11 protein-coding genes are annotated in these 13131 nt (G+C 73.6%); 9 read left to right on the plus strand and 2 right to left on the minus strand.

Going from position 1 to position 13131, the window contains the following annotated elements:
- Window positions 1–23: 23 nt before the first annotated feature.
- Together E0504_RS31095 and E0504_RS31100 are read right to left on the minus strand one after the other, a co-directional pair.
- Window positions 24–1379: a DUF692 domain-containing protein gene (locus E0504_RS31095; RefSeq protein WP_131626302.1), complete on the minus strand. Its 1356-nt coding sequence runs from the start codon at window positions 1377–1379 to the stop codon at window positions 24–26.
- A complete protein-coding gene (locus E0504_RS31100) occupies window positions 1372–2331 on the minus strand; it encodes a TIGR04222 domain-containing membrane protein (RefSeq protein ID WP_165938658.1) in 960 nt (319 codons plus the stop codon). Before E0504_RS31100 ends, E0504_RS31095 begins: the two co-directional genes overlap by 8 nt.
- A 547-nt stretch (window positions 2332–2878) precedes the next feature.
- Here E0504_RS31100 and argC point away from each other — a divergent pair.
- The 9 genes from argC (at window position 2879) to E0504_RS31145 (ending at window position 12582) form a co-directional block, all read left to right on the plus strand.
- The gene (gene argC / locus E0504_RS31105; protein ID WP_165938659.1) at window positions 2879–3943 is read left to right on the plus strand and encodes an N-acetyl-gamma-glutamyl-phosphate reductase; all 1065 of its coding nucleotides are present in this window, start codon (window positions 2879–2881) and stop codon (window positions 3941–3943) included.
- A 49-nt stretch (window positions 3944–3992) separates the two neighbouring features.
- Window positions 3993–5165 carry a bifunctional glutamate N-acetyltransferase/amino-acid acetyltransferase ArgJ gene (gene argJ, locus E0504_RS31110; RefSeq protein ID WP_020459348.1) on the plus strand — a complete coding sequence of 391 codons (1173 nt, stop codon included), beginning with the start codon at window positions 3993–3995 and terminating at the stop codon, window positions 5163–5165.
- Window positions 5162–6226, plus strand: coding sequence for an acetylglutamate kinase (gene argB, locus E0504_RS31115; RefSeq protein ID WP_071064856.1), 1065 nt, complete (start codon window positions 5162–5164; stop codon window positions 6224–6226). Before argJ ends, argB begins: the two co-directional genes overlap by 4 nt.
- A complete protein-coding gene (locus E0504_RS31120) occupies window positions 6223–7467 on the plus strand; it encodes an acetylornithine transaminase (RefSeq protein WP_071064855.1) in 1245 nt (414 codons plus the stop codon). Before argB ends, E0504_RS31120 begins: the two co-directional genes overlap by 4 nt.
- Window positions 7464–8417: an ornithine carbamoyltransferase gene (gene argF / locus E0504_RS31125; protein ID WP_071064854.1), complete on the plus strand. Its 954-nt coding sequence runs from the start codon at window positions 7464–7466 to the stop codon at window positions 8415–8417. The genes E0504_RS31120 and argF overlap by 4 nt, the downstream gene beginning before the upstream one ends.
- Window positions 8414–8983, plus strand: coding sequence for an arginine repressor (gene argR / locus E0504_RS31130; RefSeq protein ID WP_020459352.1), 570 nt, complete (start codon window positions 8414–8416; stop codon window positions 8981–8983). Before argF ends, argR begins: the two co-directional genes overlap by 4 nt.
- Before the next feature lie 79 nt (window positions 8984–9062).
- Window positions 9063–10265, plus strand: coding sequence for an argininosuccinate synthase (locus E0504_RS31135; protein ID WP_112104849.1), 1203 nt, complete (start codon window positions 9063–9065; stop codon window positions 10263–10265).
- A gap of 59 nt (window positions 10266–10324) precedes the next feature.
- A complete protein-coding gene (argH, locus tag E0504_RS31140; protein WP_373693958.1) occupies window positions 10325–11860 on the plus strand; it encodes an argininosuccinate lyase in 1536 nt (511 codons plus the stop codon).
- On the plus strand, window positions 11845–12582 hold the full coding sequence (locus E0504_RS31145; protein ID WP_131626305.1) for a DNA-3-methyladenine glycosylase: 738 nt from the start codon (window positions 11845–11847) through the stop codon (window positions 12580–12582). Before argH ends, E0504_RS31145 begins: the two co-directional genes overlap by 16 nt.
- Window positions 12583–13131 lie beyond the last annotated feature (549 nt).

A 13131-nucleotide genomic window follows, 5' to 3' on the forward strand; every position in this document is an offset into this window, starting at 1 on the left:
GACGGCTGAGCGGCGGCCGCCGCTCAGCCGCCGCCGGCCGCCGCCGCTCCGGTCGGCAGGACGAACGGGGCGAGCAGGGGGAGTCGCAGGCCGATCAGGGTCCGCCCGCCGGGCACGCGGTCGACGATCACGGCGAGTCGCCGTGACGACAGGCGGGCGGCGAGCACCTCCCGGCGAGCCCCCGGCCCGAGGCGGTCGTGGACGGTGGCGGCGAAGCCCAGCGCGTCAGCGCGGGTTCCGGCCGGTGGACGGGTCCGGGCGAACTCCGCGAACCGGCTCGCGAAGTCGCTCGTCGCGGCGAGCTCGGGCCAGCACCGGGCGACCGCCGCGCGCCGCTTGTCGATCAGCGTCCCGCGGACCGCCTCGAACCGTTCCGGATCGAACCCGTCGCCGGGACCGCGGCCGCTCACCAGATCGGCGACCATCGTCACCTGCCGCTCCTCGAGCGTCACCGGTGTCTCCCTGAGCGTCACCGCTCTTTGTCTGAGCGTCACCGGTCTTTGCCCGAACTCCGCGGCCGGCGGCCGTCCCGCCGGCCGTCCCGGGCCCGGCCCGAGAGCGGCGGCGTGGACGGCATCGAGCTCCGCGTGGATCTCGGGCGCGCGGGGGTAGTTCCCGTCCCGCTCGAGCAGGACGGCGGGGACCCCCGACCAGCGCGCCGCGGCCTCGCCCACCAGGGCCAGGACCTCCGGCGCCACCGGATGCAGGTGGGTGTCGAAGTAGATCCCGTTCGCCACCCGTCCCCCGGCGACATGGGCGTACGCCACCCGCTCCCAGGGCAGCGCGTCGAGGAACCGCAGCGGGTCGACGCCGTGGTTCAGCGCGTCCCCGTGCAGGTTGGCGACGTCCACGAGCAGCAGCGCGCCGGTGCGGTCGGCGAGCTCGGTCAGGAACGTGGCCGGGTCCAGCTCATCGTCCGGCCAGGCGAGCACGCTCGCCGCGTTCTCCAGCGCCAGTGGGACGGGCAGTTCGGCCCGCAGGTCGGCGATGTTGCGGGCCAGCACGCCCAGCGCCTCCCGGGTGCGCGGGACGCCGAGCAGATGCCCGGCCTCGACTCCCCCCGCCCGGACGAAGGCGACGTGCTCGCTGACCAGGGGTGAGCCCAGCTGTTCGGCGACCGCGGCCAGCCACGCCACCCGGGACGGGTCGAGCGGCTCGGTGCCGCCGAGGGAGAGCCTGGTGCCGTGCGGGACGACCGGCACGCCGAGTCCGGTGAGTGTCGGCGGCAGCGGCGTCCCGGGGCGCATGAACTCCGCGATCACCTCCACGAAACCCAGGTCGGACCGCTCGGCGAGGACGGCGCCGAGTTCGGGACGCCAGCCGGCCCCGAGACCTGCCAGGCGCCCGGCCGGCCCGGCGGCCCTGAGCCGCTCAGCCACCGCAGCCGCCGCCCCCGCAGCCGCTGTGTCCGCCGCCGCATCCGCCGTCGCTGTGGCCGCCCCCCCAGCCCCCGTGGTGCGAGCCGTCCCCACCGAATGCGAACCAGCCGGCGAATCCGCCGAAGGCGGTCTCACTCGAGTCCGTCGAGCCGGTGTGGCCGCGGGAGGATCCGCCGCGGCCGCCGAGCCGGGCGTGCTGGGGCCGGGAGCCGACGCCCATTCGCCGCGCGAGGACGGCGTCGGCGCGCCGCAGGGCCGCCGGTCCGAACAGCGCGACCGCCACGGCGCGCTGACCGGGGACACCCCCGTCCGCGTAACCCGCGGCGCGGGTACCGGCGGCCTGCACGAGCCGGCGGCCGTCCAGGGTGACCGGCACGGGTCGGGCCAGAGTGATCACGGCCACCGCGGCGGCGACCATCGCCACCGGGACCAGGCCAGCCCCGTCTCCGTCGTCCGCCAGCGGGGTCAACGCGACGGCCGCCGCGACGATGGCCAGCGGCAGCACCAGCCGCAGGATGCGCAGCAGGCGGGCCTGACCAGCGGGCGGCAGGTATCCGGCGGCGGCCAGGCGTGCCTGCGCGGTCCGGATCTCGGGGCCGCGGGCGAGCTGGCGGAGAATCCCGCGCACGAGCGGCTGGCCGGCGCTCGCGATCAGCCGGTGCGCGCTCGCGGCGAGCGGTGTGCTTCCCGGCGGGAGTGGTCCGGCCACCCTGAGTCGCCAGGTCAGCGGGATGTCGACGGCGCCGGCCTCGTAGAGGCCCACGAGCGCCGTCAGCGCGGCGCGCTTCGGGCCGGCGGTGACCAGCGCAAGGTCCTCGATCGGGACCGACTGTGGATCGGGATGCACCGCTCCATGTCCGCGTCCGCGTCCGCGCACCGCCCTCGCCCGCATGTCCGCCACGACGGCGACCGCGGCAAGCACTGTGAGCAGGTAACCGAGTGAGATCGCCATCGTCACTCCCATCCTGGGTCGGCCCGACGCCGGGATGGTGGCATCCCGGCCCGGGGGCCGACTGTCAGGTGACTGACGGTTTGTTGTCGAACTCTCAACGCGAGTGGTTCCCGGACGGCCGGGCGATGGCACGAGGCGGACGGACAGGACGGACCGGACGGGCGAGTTGGCCCGGGCGGGCGAGGCGGGCGGGGCCACCTGGCCTGATCGGAAGCGCGCGTTACGGGCGGCGAACCGGGCAGGTGCCTTCTCGTGATCCGGGGGCGGTAGCGGCCCGCATGACCGGCGGGGCGGTGTGACGATCGGGGTGGACGGCCGTGACCGCCCACCCCGACCCGCCTCCGGAACGCCGTTGTCCGGAGTGGCGTCGGGACCAGTGTGCCCACAGTGGTCCCCCGGGGCGTCAACCGTCGCTCAACGGGCAGGTAGGGCCGTGTTTCAGGGAGGTTCTCGATGGCGGTGGCATGGTGAGGGCGCTCCGTGGGAGCCTCGGCGCGCTCCGTAAACCCTTGTATCTTCATAGGGTCATGTGTATAAAGTTGCAGTCATGGGAGTGACTGCGGCAGTGGCGGGCGCGAGCGGATACGGCGGCGGCGAGCTGCTGAGGCTGCTGCTCGGCCATCCAGGCATCGAGATCGGCGACCTGGCGGCGAACACCTCCGCCGGGGTGGAGGTGACCGACGTCCACCCGCACCTGCCCGACCTGGCCGGCCGCGTCTTCGTCGACGCCGCCGCGCTGGCGGAGACCACCGCCGACATCGTGTTCCTGGCGCTTCCGCACGGGCAGTCGGCCGCGGTCGCCGCGACCCTCCCGGCCGGGGTCCGCATCGTCGACCTCGGCGCGGACCATCGCCTCCACGACCCGCAGGCATGGTGCCGGGCATACGGGGGGGAGCACGCCGGCACCTGGACGTACGGAATGCCCGAGCTGCCCGGGGCGCGGGAGGAGATCCGGGTCAGTAACCGGGTCGCCGCGCCCGGGTGCTATCCGACCGCGGTGAGCCTCGCGCTGGTCCCGCTGGTCGCGGCGGGTGCGGTCGACCCGTCCGACATCGTCGTGGTCGCGGCGAGCGGGACATCCGGCGCCGGCCGGGCGGCGAAGGCCAACCTGCTCGGCAGCGAGGTCATGGGCGACATGACCGCGTACAAGGTCGGCATCCACCAGCACCGTCCCGAGATCGTCCAGACGCTCACCCGGTACGCCCGCTCGCCGGTGTCGCTGTCGTTCACCCCCGTGCTCGCGCCGATGCCCCGCGGCATCCTGGCGACCTGCACCGCCCGGCCCGCCGCCGACCTCGCCGCCGGTGACGACCTGGGGACGGGCCTCGGCGCCGACGCCGACACGATCACCGGCATCCTGCGCGCCTTCTACGACGACGAGCCGTTCGTGCGCGTACTGCCGCCCGGGCGGTGGCCGCGCACGTCGTCGACGCTCGGCAGCAACTGCATCCACCTGCAGGCGACGGTGGACGACGAGGCGGGCCGGGTGGTCGTCGTCGCCGCGATCGACAACCTCACCAAGGGAGCCGCCGGGCAGGCGGTCCAGTGCGCCAACCTCATGCTCGGCCAGCCGGAGACCACCGGTCTGAGCGTTCAGGGCCTCGCGCCGTGACCGCCCCGGTGGCAGCGAGGGCCCTGCCAGCTAGGGAAGGGAAGCAACAGTGAGCGTCACCGCCGCCCGGGGGTTCCGGGCCGCCGGCGCCGCCGCCGGGCTGAAACCGTCCGGGCGTCCGGACGTCGCCCTCGTCGTCAACGATGGTCCAGCCGACGCCGCCGCGGGTGTGTTCACCCGCAACCGTGTGCAGGCCGCGCCCGTGCTGTGGACCCGTCAGGTGCTGACCACCGGCCGGCTGCGCGCTGTCGTGCTCAACTCCGGCGGGGCCAACGCCTGCACCGGCCCCGAGGGGTTCGCCGACACCCACGCGACCGCCGAGCACGTCGGCGCGGCGCTCGGGATCGGCGCCGGTGAGGTCGCGGTCTGCTCCACCGGGCTGATCGGCGTGCGGCTGCCGATGGATCTTCTCCTCCCCGGCGTCACCCAGGCGGTCGTGGCGCTCTCGCCGGCCGGCGGTGACGCCGCGGCCGAGGCGATCCGCACCACGGACACCGTCGCCAAGCAGGCGGTGCGCACCAGCACATCCGGTGCGGCCGGTGACGGTGTCGTCACGGTCGGCGGTATGGGTAAGGGTGCGGCGATGCTCGCGCCGTCGCTGGCGACGATGCTCGTCGTCGTCACCACCGACGCCGTCGCCGACAGCGCCACACTGGACCGGGTGGTCCGGGAGGCGTGCCGGACGACGTTCGAGCGCGTCGACTCCGACGGCTGCCTGTCGACGAACGACACGGTGCTGCTGCTCGCCTCGGGCGCGTCCGGGCGGTCCCTGCCCGAGGCGGAGCTGACCGAGCTGGTCACCGCCGTCTGTGACGACCTGGCCGGCCAGATGCTGGGCGACGCCGAGGGATCCACCAAGACGATCTCCATCACGGTCACCGGCGCGGCCTCGGAGGCGGACGCCCTCGAGGTCGGCCGCTCGGTGGCCCGCAACAACCTGCTCAAGTGCGCGCTCTACGGCAAGGACCCGAACTGGGGCCGGGTACTCGCGGCGATCGGTACGACGTCCGCGGCCTTCGAGCCCGACCGCCTCGACGTGACCATGAACGGCATCCAGGTGTGCCGCGGCGGCGCGCCGGGTGAGCCGCGGGAACTGGTCGACCTCGGCGGGCGGGAGATCAGCATCGTCGCCGACCTGCACGCCGGCGACGTCGAGCTCACCGTGCGCACGAATGACCTCACCGACGGCTACGTCTACGAGAACTCGGCGTACTCGACATGAGCGCGGACACGAACCCGGTGAAGCCCGTGGGGTGGGCCGGAGCGAACATCCCCGCGCCGCCACGCGGACCGGCGGCAACCGCCCGCGGGCATTCCGCGCTGGCCAAGACCACCGTGCTCATCGAGGCGCTGCCCTGGCTGTCCCGCTTCCACGGCGCCACCATGGTGATCAAATACGGCGGGAACGCGATGACCCGCCCGGAGCTGCGCGAGGCGTTCGCCGCGGACATCGTCTTCCTACGCTACGCCGGCATCCGCGTCGTCGTCGTGCACGGCGGAGGCCCGCAGATCACCGCCCACCTGGAGCGGCTCGGGGTGCGCTCGGAGTTCGTCGGCGGCCTGCGGGTCACCACCCCGGAGACCATGGAGGTCGTCCGGATGGTCCTCGTCGGCCAGGTCAACCGGGACGTCGTCGGGATGATCAACAACCACGGCCCGTTCGCCGTCGGCCTGTCGGGGGAGGACGCGAACCTGTTCACCGCCCGGCGCCGCCCGGCGATGGTCAACGGCAGCCCGGTGGACGTCGGGCTGGTCGGCGACGTGGTCGACGTCCAGCCGGCGACCGTCAACGCCCTGCTCGACTCGGGCAAGGTGCCGGTGGTGGCCTCGGTGGCCCGCGGCCTCGACGGCGGCGTCTACAACGTCAACGCGGACACCGCGGCGGCGGTGCTGGCGCTCTCGCTGGGTGCGGCCAAGCTCGTCGTGCTCACCGACGTGGAGGGCCTCTACGCCGACTGGCCGGCGAGCGACGAGGTGATCAGTGAGCTGACCGTCGGCGAGCTCGAGCGGCTCCTGCCCACCCTGTCGTCGGGCATGATCCCGAAGATGGAGGCCTGCCTGCGCGCCGTCTCCGGCGGCGTCCCCCAGGCACACGTGCTCGACGGGCGGGTCGCGCACGCGCTGCTCCTCGAGATCTTCACCGACGAGGGCATCGGGACGCTGATTCGCGCCGACCCACCCGCCGCCGCCGGCACCGTCGCGGTCGAGGGCGCCGTCACGGCAACCACCAGTTCCAGCGCGGGCGACCCGGCAACAGTGGACATCATCGGGGGAGGATCGTGAACGCCGATCTGCTCGACCGGCGCGACGCCGTCATCATGGCCACCTACGGCCGTCCCTCCATCGCCCTGACCCGCGGGTCCGGCGCGCACGTGTGGGACGCCGACGGCCGCGAGTACGTGGACCTGATCGCCGGGGTGGCGGTGAGCGTCCTCGGCCACTGCCACCCGGCGGTGCGCGCGGCGGTAGTCGCACAGCTCGACACCCTGGGCCACACGTCCAACCTGTACGTGAACACCCCGCAGCTCCTGCTCGCCGAACGCCTGATCGAGCTGCTGGGCGTGGACGGCCGGGCCTTCTTCTGCAACTCGGGCGCCGAGGCGAACGAGACCGCGATCAAGATCAGCCGACGGACCGGCCGTTCGGAGATCATCGCGGCCGAGGGGGCCTTCCACGGCCGGACCATGGGCGCCCTGTCGATCACCGGCCAGCCCGGGAAGCGGGCGCCGTTCGAACCGCTGCTGCCGGGCGTGCGCTTCGTCCCGCACGGCGACGCCGACGCGCTGGCCGCCGCGGTCAGCGAGCGGACCGCCGCCGTCTTCCTGGAGCCGACCCTGGGCGAGGCCGGGGTGATCCCGTCGCCGCCCGGCTACCTGGCCGCCGCCCGCGCCGCCTGTGACGCACACGGCGCGCTGCTCGTGTTCGACGAGGTCCAGAGCGGCATCGGCCGCACCGGCGCGTGGTTCGCCCACCAGACCGAGGGCGTCGTCCCGGACGTGATCACCCTGGCCAAGGGCCTCGGCGGCGGCCTGCCCATCGGGGTCTGCATCGGGATCGGCGCTGCCGGTCACCTGCTGCGTCCCGGTGACCACGGCAGCACCTTCGGTGGCGGGCCGGTGGTGTGCTCGGCCGCCCTCGCCGTGCTCGACACGATCGTGGCCGAGGGCCTGCTCGAGCACGCGGCGGTGCTCGGCGGCGCACTGCGCGACGGCATCGTCGCCGCGGACGCGGCCGGGGTCACCGGGGTGCGCGGCGTCGGGCTGTGGCTCGCGATCGAGCTCGACGCCCCGTTCGCGCCCGAGGTGGAGACCGCCGCCCGCGAGGCCGGTTTCCTGGTGAACGCGGTCGCGGCGAACGCCGTCCGCCTCGCGCCGCCGCTCGTGCTCACCCCGGCGGACGTCGACGCGTTCGTCGCCGCGCTGCCCGGCATCGCCGACCGGGCGCGGGAGACCCACGCCCAGGGGGACAGGACCGCGGCGACCGGCCCGAAGAAGTCGGACGAAGGATCTAAGGTCAGCGCATGACGGCCCGACACTTCCTGCTCGACACCGACCTGACCTCGTCCGAGCAGGCCGCACTGCTGGATCTCGCCGACCAGCTCAAGGCGACGCGACGCGACCGGAAGCCCGCCCGCCGCCCGCTCGAGGGCCGCTCGGTCGCGCTGATCTTCGAGAAGCCGTCGACCCGGACGAGGCTGTCCTTCGACGTTGCGGTGGCCGAGCTCGGCGGGCACCCGATCGTGATCGACTCCGGCTCCTCCCAGCTCGGCCGCGGCGAGACCATCGAGGACACCGCAGCCGTCCTGAGCCGCTACGTCGACGCCATCGTCATCCGCACCTTCGCCCAGGACAGGGTCGACCGGATGGCGGCGGCGGCCACCGTGCCCGTCATCAACGCGCTCTCCGACCACACCCACCCCTGCCAGGCGCTCGCCGACCTGCAGACCATCCGGGAGATCCGCGGCCGGCTCGCCGGCGTGACCCTGACGTACCTGGGCGACGGCAACAACGTCGCCCACTCCCTGCTGCTCGCCGGCGCACTCGCCGGGCTGCGGGTCCACGTCGCCTCGCCGCCGGGCTACGAGCCGATCGAGCAGGTCGTGCGGCACGCCAACGAGATCGGTGCGGTCACCGGCGGCGAGGCCCTGGTGATGCACGACGCGCTCGAGGCCGCGGCCGGCGCGGACGTGCTCTACACCGACGTCTGGGCGTCGATGGGGCAGGACACCGAGTCCGACAGCCGGGCGCTGGTCTTCCAGCCCTACCGCCTCGACGAGAAGGTCGTCGAGGCGGCCCGCCCGGACGCGATCGTCATGCACTGCCTGCCCGCGCACCGGGAGATGGAGATCTCCGCGGCTGTGCTCGACGGGCCGCGGTCCGTGGTGTTCGACCAGGCGGAGAACCGGCTGCACGCGCAGAAGGCCCTGCTGTCGTTCCTGCTGGACGAGACCACGGCGGGTGTCGGTTCCCGATGACCATCCGCTCGGCCGCGCCGCTGACGAAACACGCCCGGCAGGCCCGCCTCGCCGCGCTGATCGCGGCGCGGTCGGTACGGTCGCAGGCGGAGCTCGCGCGTCTGCTTGCCGAGGAAGGCGTGCAGGTCACCCAGGCCACCCTGTCCCGCGATCTGGAGGACATCGGCGCGACGAAGGTCCGCGGGGCCAACGGTGCGCTCGTGTACTCGGTCGACGTGAACCTGGCGCCGGCCGAGACGGTGCGCATCCCGCTGGCCCGGCTCTGCGAGGAGCTTCTCGTCTCGGCCGAGGCCAACGGCGACCTCGTCGTGCTGCGTACCCCGCCGGGGGCCGCGCAGCTGTTCGCCTCCGCGCTCGACCGGGCGGCCCTGCCGGAGGTGATGGGAACCATCGCCGGTGACGACACCGTCCTGGTGGTCTGCCGCGCGGGGCCCACCGGCCCCGGTGGGCCAGCGTTCGCCGGCCGGCTGCTGTCGCTGGCCGACGGCGTCGCACGGGTGGCGGTCCCACCCGGAACGGGCGGGCATCCCGGCATCGGCGCAGGTACCGGCGCGGGCGCCGGCTGAGGACCAGGCGGGGCAGACCTCCCGTCCACCGGCGTCATGAACGACCACGTGAACCGAGAATCAACTAAGGAGTGACTCCGTGACCGAACGCGTCGTGCTTGCCTACTCGGGCGGCCTCGACACGTCCGTGGCCATCGGCTGGATCGGTGCCGAGACCGGCGCCGAGGTCATCGCCCTGGCCGTCGACGTGGGCCAGGGCGGCGAGGACCTCGAGGCGATCCGCCAGCGCGCCTTCACCTGCGGCGCCGTCGAGTCGATCGTCGTCGACGCCCGCGAGGAGTTCGCGGCATCCTTCGTCGCCCCGGCGATCCGCGCCAACGCCCTGTACATGGACCGCTACCCGCTCATCTCCTCGCTGTCCCGGCCGATCATCGTGAAGCACCTGGTCGAGGCCGCCAAACAGCACGGGGCGGACGCGATCTCGCACGGCTGCACGGGCAAGGGCAACGACCAGGTCCGCTTCGAGGTCGGCGTGATGGCGCTGGCCCCGGGCCTGCGCGTGCTGGCCCCGGTGCGCGACTCGGGCATGACCCGGGACAAGGCGATCGCCTTCGCCGAGGAGCGTGGCCTGCCGATCGACGTCTCGAAGAAGTCCCCGTACTCGATCGACCAGAACCTGTGGGGCCGCACGGCCGAGTGCGGGGTCCTCGAGGACCCGTGGGCGCAGCCGCCGGAGGACGTCTTCGTCTACACGGCCGACCCGACGGTCTCCCGGCCGTCCGACGAGGTCACGATCTCGTTCACCGACGGCCTGCCGACCGGGCTGGACGGGCGGGCACTGTCGCTGGTGGACCTCGTCGCCGAGCTCAACACCCGGGCGGGTGCCCAGGGCGTCGGTCGCATCGACATGATCGAGGACCGGCTCGTCGGCATCAAGAGCCGGGAGATCTACGAGTGCCCGGCGGCGGTCACGCTGCTGACCGCGCACCGTGACCTGGAGGACCTCACCCTCGAGCGGGACGTCGCCCGGTTCAAGCGGGGCATCGACCAGCGCTGGGGCGAAATCGTCTATGACGGGCTGTGGTTCTCGCCGCTGCGGGCAGCCCTCGACGCCTTCGTGGACTCGGCCAGTGTCGGTGTCACCGGCGACGTCCGGATCCGGCTGGCGGGCGGCGTCGCCCAGGTCGTGGGCCGTCGCAGCCCGGGCAGTCTCTACGACCACGCGCTGGCCACCTACGATGCCGGCGACCAGTTCGACCAGACCGACGCGCGGGGATTCATCGAGCTGTGGGGCCTGCCCACCAAGGTCTGGGCGGCCCGCGAACAGCGGCTCAACCCGTGACGTCGATTCGGTCGGTGGCGACTGGGAGTCACCCAGCGGCCGACGAGGAGCAGGAACGGATGGATCCCGAACGGGCACAGGGCGACGCCGCGCGCACGGACGCGGCGCGCACGGACACCGCCGACGACACCGACGGAGAGGACACCGGGGGGCACGCCGGCGCGGGTGGGCAGGCGGACGCCCCCGCGTCGACGCCGCCGCTGCGGCTGTGGGGCGGGCGATTCGCGGGCGGGCCGGCCGAGGCGCTGGCGCGGCTGTCGGTCAGCGTGCAGTTCGACTGGCGCCTGGCGCCGTACGACCTGCTCGCCTCCCGCTCACACGCCCGCGTCCTGCACCGCGCCGGCCTGCTGGACGACGCCGAGCTGACGGCGATGCTCGGCGCACTCGACGACCTGTCGGACGCGGTCGCCCACGGCCGCTTCCGCCCGACCATCGAGGACGAGGACGTCCACACCGCGCTCGAGCGGGGGCTGCTCGAGCGCCTCGGCGCGCTCGGGGGCAAGCTCCGGGCCGGCCGGAGCCGCAACGACCAGGTCGCGACCGACCTGCGCCTGTACCTGCGCGATCACGCGCGTCAGGTCGCCGCGCGGGTCACCGAGCTCTCCACCGCCCTCGTCGGGCTGGCCGAGCAGCACGTCGAGACCCCGGCACCGGGGATGACCCACCTGCAGCACGCCCAGCCGATCTCGTTCGGGCACCAGCTGCTGGCGCACGTCCACGCGTTCGCCCGGGACACCGACCGGCTGCGGGACTGGGACCGGCGTGCCTCGGTGAGCGCGCTCGGCGCTGGCGCGCTCGCCGGCTCCTCACTGCCGCTGGACCCGGCGGGGGTGGCCGCCGAGCTCGGCTTCGACCGGGCCTTCGCCAACTCGCTCGACGCGGTGTCCGACCGGGACTTCGCCGCCGAGTTCCTCTTCATCGCCGCGCTGATCGGGGTGCACCTGTCCCGGCTCGGTGAGGAGATCGTCCTGTGGACGACCCGGGAGTTCGGCTGGGTCGAGCTTGACGACGCCTTCGCCACCGGCAGCTCGATCATGCCGCAGAAGAAGAATCCGGACGTGGCCGAGCTGGCCCGCGGCAAGTCGGGCCGGCTCATCGGCGCGCTCACCGGGCTGCTGACCACCCTCAAGGGCCTGCCGCTCGCCTACGACCGCGACCTGCAGGAGGACAAGGAGCCGGTGTTCGACGCGGTCGACACCCTCCTCGTCGTGCTGCCGGCGGTGACCGGCATGGTCGCGACGATGCGGGTGCGCCGGGAACGGCTCGCGGCCGCCGCGCCGGACGGGTTCGCGCTGGCGACGGACGTGGCGGAGTACCTCGTCCGCAACGGGGTCGCCTTCCGGGAGGCACACGAGGCCGTCGGGCAGCTCGTGGCCTGGTGTGTGGCCCACGACGCCGACATGGACGAGGTCTCCGAGGACGATCTCGCGGTCATCAACCCACTGCTCACCGCCGACGTCCGATCGGTGCTCTCGGTGCGTGGTGCGCTCGAGGCACGCTCGGCACCGGGCGGGACGGCACCCGCGCGCGTCCGGGAGCAGATCGAGGCGCTCGGGCCGGTGCTCGACCGGGACCGGGCGTGGGCCGGGAGCTGACCGGCGTTCCGAGTCGCGACTTCTACGACCGGCCCGTGCTGGCCGTCGCCCGAGATCTCCTCGGGACGACGGTCCGGCACGGGCCGGTCGCGTTGCGGGTCACCGAGGTGGAGGCCTACGGCGGCACGGACGATCCGGCGTCCCATGCCTTCCGCGGTCCGACCCCGCGCTCGCGGGTCATGTTCGGACCGCCCGGACACGCCTACGTCTACTTCGTCTACGGCATGCACTGGTGTTTCAACGTCGTGTGCGGTCCGGAGGGTACGGCCGCCGCGGTTCTGATCCGGGCTGGTGCGGTCGCCGGGTCCGTCCCGGCCCGGCATGTTCCGGGCAGCGCCCGCGAGCCGGAGCCCGAGCCCGGGCTTGAGCCCGGGGTCGGGTCCGTGGCCGCCGGGGCGACGAGCTCGGGGACGACGAGGGGCGCGGGGCCGGGGGAGGCCGGGGCCGGGAGCGCGGGAGCGGGGGGCGCCGCGGCCGCCTGGCGCGTCGCGAGCGGGCCTGGACGCTTCGCCCGGGCCCTGGGGGTGGACGGCGGCTTCACCGGCACCGACCTCGTCGGATCCGGCCCGGTGACGGTTCACTCCGGAGCACCCGTTGCCGAGACCCAGGTGGGCCGTGGGCCCCGGATCGGCATCCGGACGGGCCGCGACCGCCCGTACCGGCTCTGGATCCTGAACGAGCCGTCGGTGAGCCGGGGCCGGCCCCCGCGGATGCCCGCCTGAGGCGCGTGGCTGCGACGGCCCGACCGAACCCGCACAGACCGACGCGTACGGACTGTGCTCCCTGCGGCACAGAGAGGCCACTCGCCCACGGCCGGCACGTCCCCCGCTTCGGGTGACCCGGCGAGGTGTCCACCGCTTCACAGTGGCTGGTACCCAGGTGTTTCGAGCGGTCCTCCCGCGCTGGTGGCGGGGCTGGTCCGTCGCCCATCCGTTCGAGCGCAGAACCTCAAGCCTCGCATATCAGACAGCGACGTCAAGCTCCAAGTGGAGCCATGTGACATACGTCACACTATCCAGGTCCCGATTGATTTGACGCCTCCCGTCATCCACCCGTAATGTTCTCTCTGTCAGCGCGACACGGAAGACACCGAACAGGGTGGCTCCACGCGGGACAGGGCCTCGACCGAGAGGGCGAGGCTGAGGGTAGAGCGCAAGATCCTGGCAAGGATCGCGGCGTTTCCAACCTAAACAAGACGAATTTGGGCAAAAGTGCCTGGAGGAACCGCTTCGCGGCGTGAACTCCTGTACGCATCTGCTCCTTGAGAACTC

This window comes from Parafrankia sp. BMG5.11, from assembly GCF_004337455.1.

Excerpts from the sequence above, each read along its gene's own strand:
- argC (WP_165938659.1), top strand. The coding sequence starts at position 2,879 with ATGGGAGTGACTGCGGCAGTGGCGGGCGCGAGCGGATACGGCGGCGGC.
- E0504_RS31100 (WP_165938658.1), bottom strand. The coding sequence starts at position 2,331 with ATGGCGATCTCACTCGGTTACCTGCTCACAGTGCTTGCCGCGGTCGCC.
- argH (WP_373693958.1), top strand. The coding sequence starts at position 10,325 with ATGGATCCCGAACGGGCACAGGGCGACGCCGCGCGCACGGACGCGGCG.
- argR (WP_020459352.1), top strand. The coding sequence starts at position 8,414 with ATGACCATCCGCTCGGCCGCGCCGCTGACGAAACACGCCCGGCAGGCC.
- argF (WP_071064854.1), top strand. The coding sequence starts at position 7,464 with ATGACGGCCCGACACTTCCTGCTCGACACCGACCTGACCTCGTCCGAG.
- argB (WP_071064856.1), top strand. The coding sequence starts at position 5,162 with ATGAGCGCGGACACGAACCCGGTGAAGCCCGTGGGGTGGGCCGGAGCG.